The organism is Sorangiineae bacterium MSr11954 (assembly GCA_037157815.1).
GTDB classification, from domain to species: Bacteria; Myxococcota_A; Polyangia; order Polyangiales; family Polyangiaceae; genus Pendulispora; species Pendulispora albinea.
In genome coordinates, this window is sequence record CP089984.1 from 714,900 (window position 1) to 734,213 (window position 19,314).

Below are 19,314 nucleotides of genomic sequence, written 5' to 3' on the forward strand. Positions count from 1 at the left end.
CTATGTTTCATGCGCCGGGTATGTCGCGTGCGTGTCGTATGTTTATGTGCTTCGTATGCCGGGTATGCTTCTTATGCCGCGTGCGTTCGGGCAGCGCGTGCGTGCAAACGCGTTGGCCTAAACGAACCCGAGCTGCTCTCCGACGGCGAGCGCCTCGCCCGCGAGATCGCGGCCTCGTTCGGCGACGCGGACGAGGGTGGCCTCGAGCGCTGCCGGCAGACATTGTTGGGAGGGGGCGAGGAGCGCGCGGGCGTGCTGCCGGGCTTCGTCGTCGGGGATTTCGAGCGCGAGCAGCGGCAGACGCGCGAGCCATTCGAACGGGTGCGCCAGCGCGAGGCCGCGCCACGCGGTGAGCGCGGCGCGGCAGAGCGCCTCGGCCTCGTCCAAGCTGCCCTCTTGCAGGTGCACCCAGCCGAGGTTCGATTGGGCGATCCCGACGTACTCGGTCATCTGGGTGCTCGTGGCGATCGACTGGCACTGCCAAGCCATGCCCCGCGTCGCGTCGGGATCGCGCTGCCGGCGGCACAGGACCGTCAGGTACGCGAGGCAACGGCATTGCAGCGGCAGGCTGCGCATTTGCTCGGCTTCGTCGAGCGCCGCGGTCAAGCAAACCTCGGCCGGCGCGAGCTCGTCGCACCAAAGCAAGACGGCCCCCAGGGTGAAGCGCGCGGTGGCGGTCAGCACCCGGTCCTCCGTCTCGGCGAAGGCGTCCAGGCAGCGGCGCGCGAAGGTGACGGTGCTCGGCGAAGGCCGGTAGCGCTCGCGGCGCACGTTGCGCTGCACCAGCGACGCAAAGAAGCGCGCGCGCTGCGCGGCCGAGCCGCGTCGATCGACCACGGGGCCGAGGCGCTCCACCACCGCGTCCAGCGCCTCCAGATCGGCGGCCCAATAGTGAATGGAGATGCGCTCGATCTCGAGCTGCACCCACTCCCTCCACCACGCGGTGGCGCTGGGGTCGGGATCTTCGGGGGCCTCGCCGAGGCAGCGCTCCGCCTCGGCGTAGCATGCGAGCGCCGCGCGGTGGTCGTGCCGCAGCTCCCAGGTGCTCCCTTGCCGGCGGTGGAGGGCGGCCCTTTGCGCGCGCGAGGGCGGTCCTTCGTTCGCGAGGGCGCGCGCGTACGCCGCGTGCGCCGCCGTCGCGCGGCCGGCGCGCTGCTCCATCTCTCCGATGCACGTCCAGAGGTCGGCCAAGAGCGCGGGGTCCGCGTCGCCCGCGCCGGCCTGCTCGACGGCCGCGTGGTAAAGCGCGAGCGCCTGTTCGTTGGCGTAGATGGATTCGGCGTGCTGCGCGGCGGCGCGGTAGTGATGGCCCGCGCGCGCGTGCTCTCCCGCCCCCGCGTAGTGCCGGCCGAGCGGCGCATGCACGGTGGGATCGGAGGGGTGCAGGGCGGCGATCGCGTTCGCGGCGCGGCCATGCAACGCGCGCCGCGCGTCGTTCGAGAGTTGGGCATAGGCCACCTGGTGAATGCGGTCGTGCACGAAGCGAAGCTCGCCGCGCGGCGCCTCTTCGAGGATCTGACGCGTCTCGAGCACGACCAGGGCGTCGAGCGCGGCGCGTAGGTCGAGGTCCGCGGTGAGCGCCGCCACCTCGCCGGCGAACACCCGGCCGAGCACGGCCGCCGCCGCGAGCAGGCCGCGCTCGTCCGGGGCGAGACCCTCGATGCGTCGGGCGATGATCGCCTCGATGGCCGGCGAAGGGGCGATGGGATCGTCGGGCGCCTCTTCGAGCGGCTGCAGCGACCAGCGGCCATCGCCGCGGCGCGATAAGAGCCCCGCCGAGGCGGCGGCGCGCAGGTACTCGGTGAGGAAGAACGGGTTGCCGGCGGAGGCGTCGACCAGGTAATCCACCCAGGTGCGCGGCACGAAGGGGACGGCGAGCATGCCCGCGACCATGGCGGCCACGTCCTCTCGGCCCAGGCGCTCCAGATCCCATCGCGGTGCGTTCATGGTGCGCATTACGGGCTCGACGCGCTCGATCCCCTCGACGCGAACGAGCGCGACGCACAGGATGCCGCGCTCGGCCTGCGCCGCGAGGTCGAACCGGCCGAGCAGCGCCAGCGACAACTCATCGGCCCACTGCACGTCATCGAGCACGAGCACCAAGGGGGCGGCGGCCGCAACCTCGCTCGCCAGGTCGCTCATCGCATCGAGCACGCGCGCACGCGCGGCGTCGAGCGGCAGCTGTGGTAGCTCGGGCGCGCCGCTCACGTGCGCCGCCAGATCGGCGAAGTAGGGCGCCAGCACGGCGGTGCGCTCGTCCCATGACGGAGCATGCGCGGCCTCGCCCCCGGCGCGACCGCGATCGACGGCCTCGCTCACGAGCGGCGCGAACGGATGCAGCGGCGGCGCGTCTGCCTCCGAGGGCGATCGACCATGCCCCGCGACGACGGTCATCCCGCGCTGCTCGGCGCGGCGTGCGATCTCGATGCCGAGGCGCGTCTTGCCGACGCCGCTCTCCCCGACGATGAACACGGCGCCACCGCGTCGGCTTTGCGCGAGCGCGTCGAGCGCAGCATCGGCGCGGCGCAGATGCTCGTCGCGCCCGATGATGTCGGAGCGATAGAGATACGTGGGATAAGGCGTGGATCGCTCGCGGGCCACAGGTGCGCCGGTGCGCGGCGCAGGTGCGGCGTCCGGCGCGCCGGCGCTCGATCCATGTGCGCCGACGCCCGGCGCGGGCGCGCCGGCGATGCCCAAGCCCCGCAGGATCGCCGCCACGTCCTCGGCGTAGCCGACGCGATCGGAGGCGCGCTTGGCGAGCAGCCGGAAGATGAGCGACTCCAGCTCACGCGACACCGGCGCGCCCCAGAGCGACGGTGCTTTGGGCGCCGCGTGGAGGTGCTGATCGAGGATCTCGGCCGCGGTGCCGATGAACGGCGGCCGTCCGAGCACGCACTCGTAGAGCATGCAGCCGAGCGCGTACAAGTCGGAGCGCGCGTCGAGCGGCTCACCGCGAATCTGCTCCGGGGACATGTACGCGGGGGTGCCCGCCGTGTCGACCATGGCCGCCAAGTGCTCGCGTCCGCCCGCGCCCGCGAAGCTCGCGGCGATGCCAAAGTCGACCACCACCGGCCCACGATCGGGCGTGACGATGACGTTCTCCGGCTTGAGATCGCCATGCACGATGCCCGCCGCGTGCAAAATCGCCAGCGGCTCGCACAGCGGCGCAAGAAGCTCGATCGGCCGCGTCTCGCCGCGCTCCTCGTAAAGAGCGCGCAAGGTGCGCCCGGACAGGAGCTCCATGGCGTACCACGGCAGACCATCGAGCATCCCATGGTCCACGATGGCCACGACACCCGGATGGGATACGCGCGCAAGCGCATGCAGCTCGCGCCGGATGCTGGCCACGAACGGCATGGCGACGCGCGCCACCCGCTTGATCGCGACTTGGGCGCCGGTGCGTTCGTGCTCCCCGCGATAGACGACCGCCATACCGCCCCGGCCGAGCACCTCTTGGACGCGGTAGGGTCCAATGTTCTGCAGCATGAGAGTCTCCCTGAACCGGCCGGCGGGCGACCGTCAGCCGTCCTCGCCGATGCCGAAAGCTTTGATTTTGTAAGACAGCGTGCGCACCGGCATGCCCAATCGCCGCGCCGCCTCGGTGCGGTTGCCGCCGGTCGCGGCCAGCGCTTCGCGGATGACTTCCTTCTCGTACGCCTGCACCCGCTCGCGCAAGCCCGCGCTTACCGACGAGGGCTCACCACGCGCGGGCGCGCGGGGGAAGGACGACTCCATGGCCCGCGGAGACATCGCCTGCGGAGACATCGCCTGCGGAGGCATCGCCCGTGGCTCGTCCTCGCCCGCTTGCCCATGTTGAACGAGCCGCTCGGGCAAATCGCCTACGTCGATGACATCGGTCACCGCGAGCACCACGGCGCGTTCGATGACATTGTGCAGCTCACGCACGTTTCCCGACCAAGGGTACTCGTTCAAGCAGGCCAGCGCGCGCGGCGTGATGTCTTCGATGGCGCGCCCGTGGGTGAGGTTCGACGCGCGCAGAAATTGGCGCGCCAGCGGCTCGATGTCCTCGCGGCGCTGGCGCAGAGGTGGAATGTCGAGGGTCACGGCGCTCAGTCGGAAGTAAAGGTCGGCGCGAAACGTCTGCGCCTCGACCATCGCTTGCAGATCCCGGTGCGTGGCCGCGATCACCCGCGCGCTCACCGCGATCTCGCGCGTGCTGCCGACACGGCAAACGCGACGCTCCTCGAGCACGCGCAGGAGCGCGACCTGCGCGGGCAGCGGCAGCTCGCCGATCTCGTCGAGCAGGATGGTGCCCGCGCCGGCGCTCTCGAACACCCCGGGGCGCCCCTGGTGAGCCCCGGTAAACGCGCCGCGCTCGTGCCCGAAGAAGGTGCTCTCGACGAGCTCCTTGGGGATCGCGCCGCAGTTGATGCAGATCATGGGCTCGTCGCGCGCGGTGCCATGGTCATGGATGTAGCGCGCCAGCACCTCTTTGCCGGTCCCCGTCTCGCCGCGCAGGAGCACCGAAATCCGCCCGTGGGCGACTTGCCGCGCCATCCGGAGCAGCGTGGTCATCGCGGGCCCGGCGACCAGATCGGCGCTCTCTTCCCGCGCGCCCGCGCCGGTCGCCGCGCTGCCGATGAAGCGGACGCGCGCGAGCACGCCGCCCAGCATGACCTCGTCCCCCACCGCGAGGGTCGCGCGCTCGATGCGCCGGCCCGAGAGCCACGTGCCATTGGTCGACCCCAGATCGTCGACTTCGATGCCCGCATCGCCGATGAGGCGAAAGCGCGCGTGGACGCGCGACAACGTGGGATCGTGCACGCACACGTCTGCAGGTGTGTCGCGGCCTACGGTGAGGGGCTCGCCCTCGGTGAGATCCCTCACCTCGATGCCGACGCGATGAATGAGCAGCAGCGCAGCGCGTCGCGATGGCACCAGATCGCGCCGGCGCGTCCGCACGAACGTCGAGTTCACCGGCTCCGTATGTGGATCGGATGGTACGGGTCGAAACGACGCCATCGCGTGCGGAGGATACGCGCGCCGCGCGCACGGGTCCAGGCTCCGCGATTCGCTTACGGCCAATGATCACGATTGGACATCGCAGTTGGATTAACGACACGGACACGTCCTCACCTTGGCAAGCTCGCAAAGCGCGCGCAGAGGTTCTTCGTACATCTTCGCCGCTCTCGCGAACGATCCGGTCGCGCACGCGTTCGCACCGACGACGCTCCCGTCGCGCACGCCGCGCGAGCGAGGGCGCATCGCATGCCTTCATCGAGCCGGCGAACGGCAAGAGATCGCCGCCGAGCCCACGGTGATGCCGCGCCTTCGAGCCGGCGCGGACGTTCCAAAGCGAAGAAGAGCGCGCGCCACGATCCTTGGCCTGCGCGCGCTTCCTTCTACGACCTCGCGCGATGCTTACGCCATACGGATTATGTAAAGGTCGGCTGCACCTCGACCGAGCCGAGCAAAAGCAATTGCATGGTCGCGAAACCCGAATCGCCGCCATCCGGCGCGGCCACGACGTGATCGCGAACGACGTGCTTTTCCTCTTCCACGAGCTGGGGCGATTGTTCGAAGACCGTCGGAACTTGGTAATAGGTGACCGTGACCACGGCATTTTTGGGGAAAGCCTGGCCACCCGGCGCGGTGTACGTAAAGGCCATGGTCAGCAAAGGATTGCCGCCGCCAATATTGGGGGGCACCTCCATCTGCAAGCTGGCGGTGCCCGAAGTCGAGAACGTGCCGCTCGCCGAGAAGGCCTGGGGCAGCCGTTTGTCGGCGCAATGCGCCTGCCACGTCGTGCCGGGGGGCAGGTTCTTGCCCACCATGGAAAAGATGAAGGTGCTGGCGATGGGGTTGCAGTTGCCAAAGGTCTGATACGACGTGACATTGGAGTTGGAGCCGGCGCAGAGCACGATATTGCGCCACGCCACGCTGGGGTTGCTGGCCACCCAACTTGCAAATGCGGCATTGCTGGCAAACTTCGCGGGTATCGGGAATGGCACGTTGTTGTCGTTCACCACGGCGATGAAGCAAAAATGATGCTCCGGCGGCACATGGGAGAGGTTGAAGGGCGCTTGCACCATGCCGATGATGCCCTCCGGGATGCTGGTGCTCGGAGCGGGCCCCGAGGCGGTGACGAAGGCGTTGTTGACCGTGGGCACCTTCAACTGTGTCCACGTGTTGGGCAACAGGAACAGCGAGGAGTTCGCGTAATAAAGATTGACGTTGCCGGTCATGGTATGGTTGGAGACATTCCGGCAGCGCACATAAATGTTGTTGTTGAGATTATTGACGACGGGCCGGCCGATATCAGGCCCTTTGTAGGTCGACACGGCCTGCGCCGATGATAGGACATCTTGCCCGTAAGGGATGATGTCGGGCGAAGTCCAAATCGTACCCGTCGAGGGGACGGTGCCGGTGTCGGCGAAGTTGTCACGTACCAAGAGACCTGAGCAGATTGCCATAACGCTTCTCCCTTTTGGATTGTCCGCGCCTCGATGGGTCGGCACGGTGTTCTCAGGCTGCCCTCAAGCAGCCGGCATGCCGAAGCGCAGATCGGGAGAAAACGTGGGAATTTCCGCGGAACGTTGGAGCGTGCCGGCAATCCGTTGCCGTCGCACGCCGCCCGTTGCCGAACCTCGGCAATCCGTTGCCGGCCGCACGCCATTGTCGGCCGCACGCGGTTGCCGGCCGCACGCGGTTGCCGGCCGCACGCCATTGCCGAGCGCATGGAATAGCCGGAGGCGGCGTGGAGGGACCCGACTCCTCGCCGCCACCGGCTCACCGGGCTGCGCCGAGGTGTTCCTCGGCGCGCGCCACCTTCGTTATCGAAACGTTACTGCGCGATGAACGCGTCGGTCTTTTGCTTCAAGAGGTCGACGGAGCCGCCGAAGAGGCCGAGCACCATACGGTTGTAGGCCGACTGCGAAAAACGCTCGCCCATGGCCGCGCGGGCGCGCGCCTGCTCCGACGCGATGGTCTCGGCGCCCAGTCGGTACGTGATGGCTTGGCCCGGCCACGACGCATAGCGATCGGCCTCGAAGGCGATGGAGCCGGCGCTCATATCGAGGCGCTCGGCCATGTACGCGAGCGTTTGCTCGCGGGTCCAGCCCTTGGCGTGGATTCCGCTGTCCACCACCAAGCGCACCGCGCGCAGCATCAGCTGGCCGAGCGCCGAGAGGCGGGTGAGCGCGGTGAGCCGCGGATTGCCCGTCTCGTAAATGGTCGTGTCCAGCGCCAGCACCTCGGCGTAGTGCGCCGAGCCCTCGCTGAGCGCGCTGCCGCCCGACGTGGCCACGTACGGCGAGACCGGCTCCTCGCCCGTCGCGCTGCGAATGACCAGGTCTTGCAGGTAGTGCATGGCCTCGTGCAAGACCGTGCCGTCGAATTGGTAAAGCGGTTTGCTCAACGCGCTGAGGGTCATCGTATTGCTGCCGATGACGTAGTAGGCGCTGCGATCGCCCACCAGGACCTGGACCTGCATGGGCGGCGGGTTGGGCACGCCCCAGGTATCCTCCGCCCACGCTTTGGCGTAGATCCTCGGGAGGAACTCGTACGCGTGCGCGCGCGCCTCGTCCACCGAGGCCGGCTTGCTCTCGGGGAGCTCGCGCAGCTTCGCCAGGCCCGCGGCCAAGGTGGGCTCGTCGATGCCCAGCGCCGCGAGATCGCGCCGCATGAGCGGCTCCAGCTCGGCCACGCGCTGCAGACCGAGCGCGTGCACCTCGTCGGGGGTGAAGCGGCGGCCGACGTGCACCTCGATTTGGTCGGGGTAGTACGCCTGGCCGATCGCCCCGAGGCCGCCCACGCCGTAGGTCGTGCGCGCGCTCGGGACCACCGTGTTCTGGAGGAAATCGGCGTAGCGGATCATCGCCGGCCGCACCTTGTCATCGACGACCTTGCGGACCTCCGCCGTCCACGCCTGCTTGTCGGCATCGCTCACATTGGCCGCGAAACGCAGCGCCGCGAAGGGCGACCCCTCGGCGGCCGGGAGGCCCTGGTACGTGCGGTAGCCGCTGATGGTTCGCTCGATGACGGGGCGAGACGCCGTGAGGCCCGAGGCGAGCCCGGTGCGCAAATTGCGAATGTGCTGCCCGATGGCGCGCGGGATCTGGCCGTAGCGGGCGATCATGGCGTCGACGTCGGCGCGCGATCGCAGCTCGGTGGAGGAGGCGAGGTAGGCCCAATTGTTGCCGACGGTGTCGAACGGGCTGACCTCCCAACGGTACGAGACCGCCTTTTCGGCCGAGCGCGCGTCGCGCACGCGTGTCTTGGCGATGTCGAGCGCGATCTGCTCGCCCGAGCTCAGCTTGGTGGCGTCGATGGTGGCGAGCTTCGCCGCGAGCTTGTTCATACGCCGGAAGTGCCGGCAGTATTCCTCTTCGCTCAGATCATCGAGCAGCGCATCGTACGTGCGCACGCCCGCGAAGATGGCATTCACCGGCCGATGACGGATGGCCTCGTCGAAGACAGCCCGCATGATCGTGCGTGGAGTCGAGAGCTCCTCGAGATCCGCGTCGGACTCGTCCTCGAGCGCCGCGGAGGTGACCCCCCGTGAGATCTCCGTGCCATCGCCCTCGGGCGCCGGCCCTTGCGAGGGGCTGCTGCTGCACGCAGCGAGGAGGGCGAGACACGGAATGAACAGGCCGCATATCGAGTTTCGTTTCAATTTTTCACCCAATGAGATTGGTCGAAAAGAGCCGCAAAAGAACGCGGCAAACCAGTGCTGCGTCGTCAGGCCGGTTTAGTTTCGCAATCGCTCATTGGCAATGAGAGCGCCACGTAATGGCGTGATGGGTGGAAAGATTGGCGCCATTCGAGCAGGCCGTGCAGGCGAGCGCGGTGTTAGGGCTTGGCCAGGAAGCGGATCAAGGCATCTCGACCGGCACGGCCGCGTTCGCGGTTTTGAATCGAGTGCGCCTCGCCTTTGACGATGACGAGCTCTCCCCTGGCGGCATTGGCGGCGACTTGGCGCGCCCATTCCAAGGGTGTTGCCATATCGTGGTCCCCATTGAGCAGCAAAATGGGAATGTCGGGCAGCGGCCCCATCGGGTTCGAGCCGGGGCGTTCGACGGGCCACTGCAGGCACGTCTTGCTGAATCCCTGATTCACGGCGACCGCGGGGGTGAAGGGCCAGGTGTCGCTGTCGCGGAGCCGTCTTTCGGCGAAATCGAGCAACGGCCCGCGCAGCTCGATCGGCGTCGCGGCGTTGCCCCAGACGAAGCGATAATCGGCGCAAACGGTCGCGACGTGAAGGCCCATGCTGAAGTCGGCGATGGATCCGCCGCCGGGCCGTAAGATGGCGACGAGCCGATCCAGGTGCGCGGGATTGCCCTGTCGCGCCTCGTGCAGCGCGCCGACCATGTCCCCTTGGCCGGGCGGGAAATTGGGCGGATTGGGGTTCCGGTAGCTCGGGTCGACGTACTCGTAGGTGACCACCGTGTGGAATAGCCGAACGCCCGCCTCGGCGTCGCGGCTTCGGACCACCGCCGCGAGGTCTTCGGCCGGATCGAAGTCGCAGGCCGGCGCGGCGGCGCACGCGTCGCGCAGGATGCGCGCGCTGGCGCGCTGCCCGGTGAGGTACAGCGACGCATCGGGCGTGATATGATAGGGCGCCACCGAATCGAGCACCACCTTGCGGACGTTCCTCGGGTGGGCGAGCGCATAGCGCGCGGCCGTGATCGTGCCGTAGGAGACACCGTCGAGCACCATTTTCGGCACGCCGAGCGCGCGCCGGAGGCGCTCCAGATCGGCGACGGTATCGTCGCTGCTGTAAAAGGGGGCCTTGTCGCCCAACAATGACGCACATTCGGCGACAGCGTCCGGGGTCGGCGTCCAGATGTCCGAGCCGCCGCCAATCTCCCTTTGGAGCGCGGGGCAATCGATGGCGCCGAGCTCGCCCGTGCCGCGCTGGTCGATCATCACCAGCCGATAGTCGTTCGCCACCTCCGGGATTCGCGTCTTCAACCGGGAGATGAACGGTACGCCCGGCTGGCCAGGACCACCGGTGAGAAACAGCAGCACGCCCTTGGGCGCGTCGGCATTGTCGGCGGTCGCCACCTGGAGCTTCAACGTTTCCCGCGCCGGATGGCGGTAGTCCAGCGGGGCGTCCAAGGTCGAACAGGTAAAGCCGGGCATGCCCGGGCACGGGTGCGGATCGGTCAACTGGGGCGGCGAGGCGAGGCCCGCCGAGTCGGAGCCGACGTCCTCCTCGACGCCGACATCACTGGAGTCACATGCCGCCGTGAACGCGAGGAGCGTCAGGGCGAACGCGAGGGTATTCGAGTTCATCCTGAGTTATGTCCGGAACGATCGCATTGTGCGAATCAAATCCGCTGGCGCGTTTCGTCCCGGACACGAGCAGGATCGAGGGTCAGGGGACGGTGTTGAAGTAGGCGCGGTGGTTCTTGGAGAAATCGAAGTTGGCGACCCGATCCCAATTGATGGACCAGGCCATCAACCCGCGGAACGAGGGGTACCCGGCGGGGTTGCGTAGGACGTATTGACCGCCGAACGATTGCCCCTTGATGAGGTAATTGAGCGCCTTCTGCACCTCGGGGACGGGCGTAAAGCCGTTGCCGGCGTTGCCATTGGCCGGGAGACCGAAGCCCACTTGATCGGGCCGGAGGCCGGGGAAAAATTTACCCGTGTTGGCCACGTTGAACCCGGCGAGCACCATATCGGTCATCGCGGTGTGGAAATCGGCGTTGCCCATGCCGTAGGCGCGCCCGTCGAGGGCCAGCACCGCGCCCGAGTTGTAGTCCTGCACGTGGAGCACCGTGAGGATGTCGCGCAAGGCGTGGATGATCGGCAGATACGCGCCCGTTCGCCCGTCGCCGCCGTTGCCGGATCCGTAGAATTGATATCCGACTTGGACGAACCACGTCTCGGGCGCCATGGTGAGGATGAAGCCCGAGCCGACCCGGCTCCGGATCTCGCGCACGGCCGAGATCAAATTGACGATGGATGGCGTGGTGGGGTTCATGAAATCCCGATCGTTGGCGTTGAGCCTCACCGACGAGCCTTCGAAGTCGATATCGAGCCCGTCCAGCCCGTAGAGCTGAATGATCGAGGTCACCGAGTCCACGAAGTTCTGCCGATCGGCGCTGGTGGGGAGCACCACGTGGCCGTTCGCGCCGCCGACCGAGAGCAGCACCTTCTTGCCGCGGCCGTGCAGGATCGCGATATCGGATTGCATCTCGGCCGTCGTCGTCTGCTGAAAGGGCGTAAATCCAATCCGCGAGGTGGACCCGCCCACCGGCTCGCCGAAGGCGATGTTGACGAGATCCCAATCCGGTGAAACGTCGCGCAGCTTGATGAAGCCCGAGCCATTGTCGAAGTTGTGCCAATAACCAATGAGCGCCCGCTTTGGGAGCGGGCCACCGCCGCCGCAGCTGCCGGTGCACGTGAGGTTGACCGTCACCGCCGCGGACGTGGTGGCGTTGCCCGCGTTGTCGGTGGCTTTGGCCGTCAGTTGATGCGCGCCCGCCACCGCGCTCGACCAACTGATCGAGAACGGCGCGGCCGTGTCCTCGCCGATTTTGGCCCCGCTGTCGAAGAACTCGACCTTGGCCACGGTGCCGTCGCTGTCGGCGGCGTCGGCCGAGACGGTGATCGCGGTGCCCGCGGGGAAGCTCGCGTTGTTGGCGGGCGCGCTGATGCTCACCGTCGGCGACGAACCGCCGCCGCCGCACGTCCCCAGGTTCGTGTACCAGCCGCAGCTCGGACAATACGTCGGCGGCGTGTTCCATATCTGGATGTTGGCTTGATAAAGGCTGCCTTGATAAACGAATTTATCGCCGGCATTGTAGATGGTGGACCCACTCCACGCGGGCACCCCCGTGCAATTGGCGGTGGTTTGCGCCATGGCATCCGACGACAGCCCCGAGACGACCCACAGAGCCAATAGACACACGATGGCCCATTGTTTGAGAATCGACATGCTCGCTCCCTCGCTGGTGCAGTTTGCTCGGGGGTACTACCACTCTAAGACCACGTCAATACCACTTTAGTACCAATGCGCCGTGTCAAATGCCGCGGCCATGCCGTGCTGCGTCGCGGCGCGATGTCCAAAACGGCGCGGTCGAAGGCGAGACGGCCCGGAAATAAACGGACGTTTCCGTGATAAGGATCAGCCGCCCGAGAGCGACTCCGTTTGAAACAACGTGGCCACGAGCTCTCCCCGGCTGCGCGCGCCGACTTTGCGGAGAATGGCCTTGATATGATCGCGCACGGTGTGCGTGGAAATGAGGAGCTGCTCGGCGATCTCGCGGGTGCGCAGACCGCCGACGATGGCGTGGGCCACCTCGAGCTCCCGCGCGGAGAGGCCATGCGCCTCCCCGATGAGGAGCGCCAGCTCCGATATTTTCGCGGGCTCGAGGACCACCGCCGTGGGCCCGAACGCGCCGCCCGCCCCGCGCAAACACGAGGCATGGCAGACGAGCCATCGCCCCGAGCGCGCGCGGACCCTGGCCCACGTCCCGCCATCGCGCTGGCGCGCCCAGAGCGCCGCGCCATGAAGCCACGCCGGAAGGTCGAGACCGAGATCGGTGCGGGACGACGTGTCCGACGGCAACTCCGCGAGCAGCGCCTTGGCCGATTCGTTGGCGGAGACGAGCTCCCCGTCCGCATCGAAGAGCAAGAGGCCCGGACCCGGAGGCAGGACGGGCGCGCGCTCCGGCGCGGAGAGCGCCGCGGAGATGGATAGTGCGCGGAGGCGTTCGCCGATGGGGTTGGAGAGGCTCGCGACGAAGCCGAGCTCGCGCGGGCCGAAGCGCTCATGGCCGCGCCGGCGAAAGAGGCTGACCGCGCCCCAAGGCCGTTCGCCCGTGCGCAGCACGGCGCGCAGCTCGTCGTCGAATCCGCGCGGCTCCAGGTACGATCGGTACAATGCGCTGCGCGACGCTTCTTCGCCCGCGCTCGCGCGAAGGGCCGCGGCGGCGCAGGGCGAGTGTACGAGATCGTACCAGCGATTGACGTTCTCCCGGAGTGGCTCGCTGGACCAATAGGCGATGCAGCCCTCCCGATCCAGGTTTTCCACCCGCACCGGCGCCGTCATCACCCCGGTGGTGGGATCGGTCGCGCGCCACACCGCGGCCTCGAAGGGGACATACCGGCGCAGCCGCGTCGAGACCATGGCGAAGAGCTCCGTGGCGCTTCGGACCTTGGATAAGCCCGCGAGCAAGGCCTCGCGCTTTCGTGCCGTGTCCGAGACCTTCCACGTCGTCATGAGACGATTGTGGTGCCATCGCGCGCCGTTGCCATCCCCCGATCGAGGGATGGCGCGCCCTCGGGGCCGCTCCCACGATGCGCACCATGAACCTATGGCAGCGCGTGACGAAACGCACATTTCGATGCACATCGATCTTTCTCGGTGCATGGGCCTTTGGAATGCTCGGGCCGGTGGAGACGTCGATGGCGGGGCCGCCGGCGGCCGCCGCGCAAAACGACGCCGTGGTGACCACGGAGCTCGGTCCGATCGCCGGCACGGTGACCAGCACGCATCGAACCTTCTTCGACATACCGTACGCGGCGCCCCCGGTGGGCGACCGGCGCTGGCGCTCTCCTCAGCCCGCGGCCGCGTGGACCACCTTGCGCGACGCCACCGTGCCGGGCGCGCGCTGCCCCCAGCTCGCGAGCCCGCTCAGCGGCCCCGAGAGCCTCGACGAGGATTGTCTCCACTTGAACGTGACGACCCCGAAGGTGCCGCCTTGGAGCAGGCCGCTGCCCGTCATGGTGTGGCTCCACGGCGGCGCATGGGTCGGCGGCGCGGGTCGCGATTACGATGCCCACCGGCTCGCCGTTCGAGGCAATGTCATCGTGGTCACGGTCAATTACCGATTGGGCATCTTCGGCTTCTTCGGCCACCCGGAGCTGCCCGACTCCGGCGCGTTCGGGCTCGAAGATCAACAAGCGGCGCTGCGCTGGGTGCAGCGCAACATCGCGGCGTTCGGCGGGGACCCTCGCCGGGTCACCCTCTTCGGCCAATCGGCGGGCGCGCTGAGCGCCTGCGCGCAGCTGACCTCTCCGTCGGCCGCGGGGCTCTTTCACCGCGCCGGATTGGAGAGCGGATCGTGCATGATGAGCTGGGCGAAGAACGGAGTCGACCCAGGAAGACCGGCCGGAACGCCCTGGAAGCCGATGCCCGAGGTGCACGCGCTGGGCGCATCGATCGCGACGCAATTGGGGTGCACGGGGCGCACGGGGGCCGATACCGTGGCATGCCTCCGCGGTCGTCCGGTGGCCGAGGTCCTCGCGGCAGGGCGGAGCGGGCGATGGAGCCCGGCGTTCGGCAATCGGGTCCTCCCGGTGGCGCCCTCGCGCGCGGTCGAGGAAGGGCGCTTTCATCGTATGCCCATTTTGTCCGGCACCAACCGCGATGAAAATACCCTATTCACCGCCGTCTTTTACGATCTCGCCCGTCAACCGATATCGAGGTCGCGCTATGACGAGCTGCTGCGCGACAGCTTCGGCGACGACGCCGATCGGGTCCGCGCCCGATATCCTCTTCACGCATATTCGTCCCCGAGCCTCGCTTGGTCGGCCGTCACCACGGACCGGGGCTGGGTCTGCCCGGCGTGGGCGGGCGATAAAATCCTCGCCAAACGGGTCCCCGTTTACCGGTACGAGTTTCGCGACCGCGACGCGCCCTCGACGTTCGGTTTTCCAGCGCCGTTTCCCTTGGGCGCGTTCCACACGGCGGAACTTCCTTATCTGTTCGATTGGAACAAGAGCGCTCCCTTCACCCCTGCGCAGCGGGAGCTCTCCAATGCCATGATCGACTATTGGTCGCGGTTCGCCGCCACCGGCCATGTCAATGGATGGGGTCTGCCGCGGTGGTTTCCCCTCGGGCAGCTGGGGCAAGTGCAATTTCTGGCGCCCGGCCCCGGCGGTATCCACCCCGACGATTTCCCCAGCGAGCACCATTGCGATTTTTGGTCGTCGCTCGATTGAGCGGGCGCGCCCGCGCGAAAATGAACGACGGGCGCGGACCATCGCGCATCGACACCAGTTGCGCCGCGACGCATCTCTTACTAGGAGTCTATCATGCGTCGGAACCAGCTGCTTTCGTGTCTCTCGGCCCTTGTTTGCATGGCCTCGTGCGCCGCGCCCGAACCCGCAACCCCGCCGCCCGCGACGGCCGCTGCCGTCAAGCCGGTCGAAACGGCAGCCCCGACGCAGGCCCCAGCCCCAGCCTTCCCCGGCAAGCCCAAGCTGGGCACCTTTGGCGTCGACGTGGCGGGCGCCGATCCCTCGACCAAGGCGGGCAAGGACTTCTACACCTTCGCCGGGGGTCGCTGGATGAAGGAGAACCAGATCCCCGCCGACCGCTCCCGCTGGGGGGTGTTCGACCAGCTGCGCGAAGAGTCCGACACCAATGTGCGCGCGATCCTCGACGAGCAGGTGAAGTCCAAATCGACCGCCGGCGATGGCGCGCAAAAGGCCGCAGACTTTTATGCGGCCTACCTCGATACGGCCGCCATCGACAAGAAAGGATTCGCCCCCGCCAAGGCGGATCTCGCGGCGATCGCCGGCGCGAAGAGCCTGGCGGACATCGTGAAGCTGATGGGACGCCCGGATTTGCCGGTCAAGACGCCCATCGAGATGAGCGTCACCCTCGATGAGAAGAACCCCGATCGCTATGTCGTCGGCGTCGGCCAAGGTGGTCTCGGCTTGCCCGATCGCGAGTTCTATTTGAAGGCCGATAAGCAGTTCGAGGAGATTCGGACGAAGTACCTGGCGCACATCACCAAGGTGCTCGCGATGGTCGGCGACAAACAGGCCGCCGCCAACGCCAAGGCCATCCTGGCGCTCGAGACGCAAATCGCCGATCGCCACTGGCCCATCGCCGACCGCCGCGAGCGCGACAAGACGTACAACCCGCGGACGATCGCCGAGCTGCAAAAGGAATCACCGCAGTTCCCGTGGAAGGTGTATCTCGACGCGCAAGGCTACGGCAAGGAGTCCCAGGTGATCGTCGCGGAGAACACCGCGGTCGCGAAGCTGGCGCAGCTCTTTCCCACCGTGTCGCTCTCCACGTGGAAGGTGTACCTCACGTACCACTTCTTGAGGGCCTCGGCCGACGTGTTGCCGTCGCAGCTCGACGACGAGGTGTTCGACTTCACGGGCCGCACCCTGAACGGGCAGCCGCAGCAGCGTGAGCGCTGGAAGCGCGGTATCTCCGCCGTGAACGGCGCGCTGGGGGACGCCGTGGGGGAGCTGTACGTCGCGCGCTTCTTCCAGCCCAAGGCCAAAACGGAGATGGACCGCCTCGTCGAGAACCTCCGCAAGGGGTACGCGGTGCGCATTCAAGCGGTGGATTGGATGTCGCCGGAGACGAAGAAGCTGGCGCTCGAGAAGCTCGCCACCTTCCGCCCGAAGATTGGATATCCCACGAAGTGGAAGAACTACGCGGCGCTGCAGATCGTGGCAGGCGACGCGTTCGGCAACAAGCGGCGCAGCCAGATCTGGCACCACGAATACGAGCGGGCGAAGCTGGGCAAGCCGAGCGATCGCGACGAATGGTTCATGACGCCGCAGACGGTGAACGCCTATTACAATTCGACATTCAACGAAATCGTTTTTCCGGCGGCCATCCTCCAGCCGCCGTTCTTCGACGCCGAGGCCGATCCTGCGGTCAACTACGGCGGGATCGGTGGGGTCATCGGCCATGAAATGGGCCATGGCTTCGACGACCAAGGCGCCAAGTCCGACGCCAAGGGCGTGCTCCGCACATGGTGGGGACCGGCCGACGTCGAGGCGTTCAAAAAGCGAACGGACGCCCTGGCCGATCAGTATTCGCGGTTCGAGCCGCTCCCTGGCATCAAGGTCAATGGCCGGCTCACCCTCGGCGAGAACATCGGCGACGTGGGCGGCCTCACGGTCTCGTACCAGGCGTACCAGCTCTCCTTGGACGGCAAGCCCGCCCCGACGTTCGATGGCTACACCGGCGATCAGCGCTTCTTCCTCGGCTGGGCCCAAGTGTGGCGCGCGCTGTATCGCGACCAGGCGCTTCGAAACCAGGTGCTGACCGATCCGCACTCGCCCGCGGTGTATCGGGTCAACGGCGTCGTTCGCAACCTCGACGCTTGGTACAAAGCCTTCGACGTGAAGGCGGACGATCCGCTGTACCTGGCCCCGGAGAAACGCGTCCGAATCTGGTGATCCCGTGGCGGGCATCGACGGTCCCGCGAAGTTTCCCAGCACCCGGTGGACCCTGATCCTCTCGGCGCGGGAGTCGCCCGCGGCCCGTCGGTCGGCCTTCGACGAGCTGCTCCGCGACTATTGGCGCCCTCTTTACGCGTTCGCGCGCCGCAAGGGGTGCGACCGCGAACGGGCGGAGGACGCCGTTCAAGGCTTTATGGTGCACCTGCTCGAGCGGGATTTTCTATCCCGCTTGGACCCCTCGCGCGGGCGCATGCGGTCCTATTTGCGGGCGGCCATGGAGCATTATCTGGTCAACCTCCACGAGAAGGAGCGCGCCCAGAAGCGGGGCGGGGGCGCGCTCTCCGTCTCGCTCTCCTCGCTCTCCCTCGACTTCGAGCTGGCCGAGCGCAGCCTCTTGGAGACGCCTTTCGAGCCCGAATCGGCCTTCGATCGGGAATGGGCGCTGACGTTGATGGAGCGCGCCATGAAGAAGCTCGAGGCGGAGTTTCAAAGCGGGCAGCGCCGGGCGCCGTTCGAGGCCGTGGCCGACTTCTTTCGCGGGGGCGAGACGCCCTCGTACAAAGACGTCGCCGCGCGTCATGGGATGACGATCCCGCAGCTCAAATCGCTCCTCCACCGCGCCCGTTTGCGCTACCGCGAGCTGGTCGAGCAAGAAGCGGTCGACACGGTGGAGGAGCCTGGAAACGGCGCCTTCGAGGTCCGCGAGCTGCTCGGGTATTTGGCCCGATGAGCGCGTGCCCCCGGTGCGGTGGCGCGATCCCCGAGGGGCGCTTCTCCGTTTGCCCGCGTTGTTTGCTCGATGACGGCGAGCCCCCGGTCCTCATCGGCCAAGGCGCGCTCGAGCTCGGCGACGAGCTGGGACGAGGCGGAATGGGCGTGGTCTTCAAGGCGCGCGACCACAAGCTCGGTCGTGAGGTCGCCGTAAAGTTTTTGCCCGCGGCGCTCGCGTCTCGGCCCGAGTTCCGCGTGCGCTTCGAGCGCGAGGCCCACGCGCTGGCGCTCCTCAATCATCCGAACATCGTCACCATTCACGATTATGGAGAAGAGGATGGCCAGGGCTACATCGTCATGGAGCTCGCGACCGGGACGACCCTGCAGTCGTTGTTGCCCCTCGCCCCCCAGCGCGCCATCGACGTGGTCCTGAAGATCGGCGACGCGCTCTCGTATGCGCATGGGCATGGAATCATTCATCGCGATATCAAACCAGGAAATATCCTGGTCGACTCCGCCGGCAACATCAAAGTCACCGACTTTGGCTTGGCGCGCATGGCGGGCGATGACGCGCGCGGCTGGACCCTCACGACCCCCGATCAGGCGCTGGGCACCGTCTATTACATGGCCCCGGAGATCCTGGCGGGCGCGCCGCCCAGCCCGCGCATGGATATCTATTCGCTGGGCGTGCTCCTTTATCACACCATGACGGGCGCGCTCCCCATGGGCGACTTCGAACGGTTGCCGGGCAACGTGGATCGCGTGGTGCGCCGCGCCATCGCCCAAGCTCCGGAGAAGCGCTACGCCAGCGTCGACGAGCTCCTCTCCGATTTGCGCCAGGCCCGAGCCCACGCGAGCGAGGCCGAGGGGCGCCTTCCGCCCGCGGAGCAGCAGTGGCTGCGGGCCGTGGCGCTGGTGTATGCGACCGCGTCGGCCGTCGCGGGTTGGGCGCTGGTGGCCTCGGTGACGCCGCAAGCGGTGAACGCGTCCGAGCTGCACCCGCTGGCGCTGGTGCTCCCGCGCAAATTGGACGACGGAAGGCTCGTTTCGCTCGCCCGCTTCGAGGTGTGGCCCACGTTGGGCGCTCTGGCGGGCTTTGGGGTCGCCCTCACCGCGTCCGGGTTTCTTCGCCGCCACTGGAGTCAAACGGGGCTGGACCGACCCAACCCCGATCCGCCGCTCGCGGAGTCGCGGTGGATGCTCGCCCTGGGGATCGCCTCGTGGATACTGTACGCGTGGCGGAGCCTCGGCGCGCTCTGGGGGCACCGGCTCGTGGCCAACTACAGCCCGTTTTTGGGCGCCATCCTCGAGCTGTCGGTGATGTACATCCTCTGGGCCGGTATCCTCGAGGCCCGGCGGCGATCGCGCCCGCTCACGTCGGAGCCAAAAATGCTCATCGGTTTTGGCATGGCCATGACGCCCCCGGCGCTCGAAATCCTCACGTATGCCCTCCCTTGGCTGGATTGAACG

Annotated in this window: 11 protein-coding genes; 4 read left to right on the plus strand and 7 right to left on the minus strand. The window is 67.5% G+C overall.

The genetic code is table 11. The features are described from left to right. Positions 1-117 precede the first annotated feature (117 nt). From LZC94_02950 to LZC94_02980, 7 genes are all read right to left on the minus strand, one after another. Positions 118-3,486 (minus strand): AAA family ATPase, encoded by a 3,369-nt coding sequence (locus tag LZC94_02950; GenBank protein WXB16239.1) that lies wholly within the window; start codon positions 3,484-3,486, stop codon positions 118-120. A 33-nt stretch (positions 3,487-3,519) separates the two neighbouring features. Then, positions 3,520-4,938, minus strand: a complete 1,419-nt coding sequence (locus LZC94_02955; GenBank protein ID WXB16240.1) for a sigma 54-interacting transcriptional regulator — start codon at positions 4,936-4,938, stop codon at positions 3,520-3,522. 458 nt (positions 4,939-5,396) lie between these two features. After that, on the minus strand, positions 5,397-6,479 hold the full coding sequence (locus tag LZC94_02960) for a hypothetical protein (GenBank protein ID WXB16241.1): 1,083 nt from the start codon (positions 6,477-6,479) through the stop codon (positions 5,397-5,399). 326 nt (positions 6,480-6,805) lie between these two features. Next, a complete protein-coding gene (locus tag LZC94_02965; protein ID WXB16242.1) occupies positions 6,806-8,635 on the minus strand; it encodes a DUF885 domain-containing protein in 1,830 nt (609 codons plus the stop codon). Positions 8,636-8,811: 176 nt separating this feature from the next. Next, on the minus strand, positions 8,812-10,257 hold the full coding sequence (locus LZC94_02970) for an alpha/beta hydrolase (GenBank protein WXB16243.1): 1,446 nt from the start codon (positions 10,255-10,257) through the stop codon (positions 8,812-8,814). Between the two features lie 82 nt (positions 10,258-10,339). Next, positions 10,340-11,908, minus strand: a complete 1,569-nt coding sequence (locus LZC94_02975; protein ID WXB16244.1) for a glycosyl hydrolase family 18 protein — start codon at positions 11,906-11,908, stop codon at positions 10,340-10,342. A gap of 189 nt (positions 11,909-12,097) precedes the next feature. After that, a complete protein-coding gene (locus LZC94_02980; protein WXB16245.1) occupies positions 12,098-13,195 on the minus strand; it encodes a helix-turn-helix transcriptional regulator in 1,098 nt (365 codons plus the stop codon). Positions 13,196-13,281: 86 nt separating this feature from the next. Between LZC94_02980 and LZC94_02985 the strand changes: the two genes are divergently transcribed. The 4 genes from LZC94_02985 to LZC94_03000 all read left to right on the plus strand — a co-directional run bounded on the left by LZC94_02985 (position 13,282) and on the right by LZC94_03000 (position 19,311). Beyond that, the gene (locus LZC94_02985) at positions 13,282-14,919 is read left to right on the plus strand and encodes a carboxylesterase family protein (GenBank protein WXB16246.1); all 1,638 of its coding nucleotides are present in this window, start codon (positions 13,282-13,284) and stop codon (positions 14,917-14,919) included. A gap of 93 nt (positions 14,920-15,012) precedes the next feature. Next, positions 15,013-17,130, plus strand: coding sequence for a peptidase M13 (locus tag LZC94_02990; protein WXB16247.1), 2,118 nt, complete (start codon positions 15,013-15,015; stop codon positions 17,128-17,130). Positions 17,131-17,134: 4 nt separating this feature from the next. Beyond that, complete coding sequence (locus LZC94_02995) at positions 17,135-17,863, plus strand: sigma-70 family RNA polymerase sigma factor (protein WXB16248.1); 729 nt, start codon at positions 17,135-17,137, stop codon at positions 17,861-17,863. After that, positions 17,860-19,311, plus strand: coding sequence for a serine/threonine protein kinase (locus LZC94_03000; GenBank protein WXB16249.1), 1,452 nt, complete (start codon positions 17,860-17,862; stop codon positions 19,309-19,311). The genes LZC94_02995 and LZC94_03000 overlap by 4 nt, the downstream gene beginning before the upstream one ends. The last annotated feature ends 3 nt before the right edge of the window (positions 19,312-19,314 follow it).

Bases quoted from the DNA above. Each gene is read 5' to 3' on its own strand.
- LZC94_02950 (WXB16239.1), bottom strand. From the start codon at position 3,486: ATGCTGCAGAACATTGGACCCTACCGCGTCCAAGAGGTGCTCGGCCGG.
- LZC94_02970 (WXB16243.1), bottom strand. From the start codon at position 10,257: ATGAACTCGAATACCCTCGCGTTCGCCCTGACGCTCCTCGCGTTCACG.
- LZC94_02975 (WXB16244.1), bottom strand. From the start codon at position 11,908: ATGTCGATTCTCAAACAATGGGCCATCGTGTGTCTATTGGCTCTGTGG.
- LZC94_02980 (WXB16245.1), bottom strand. From the start codon at position 13,195: ATGACGACGTGGAAGGTCTCGGACACGGCACGAAAGCGCGAGGCCTTG.
- LZC94_02985 (WXB16246.1), top strand. From the start codon at position 13,282: ATGAACCTATGGCAGCGCGTGACGAAACGCACATTTCGATGCACATCG.
- LZC94_02990 (WXB16247.1), top strand. From the start codon at position 15,013: ATGCGTCGGAACCAGCTGCTTTCGTGTCTCTCGGCCCTTGTTTGCATG.
- LZC94_03000 (WXB16249.1), top strand. From the start codon at position 17,860: ATGAGCGCGTGCCCCCGGTGCGGTGGCGCGATCCCCGAGGGGCGCTTC.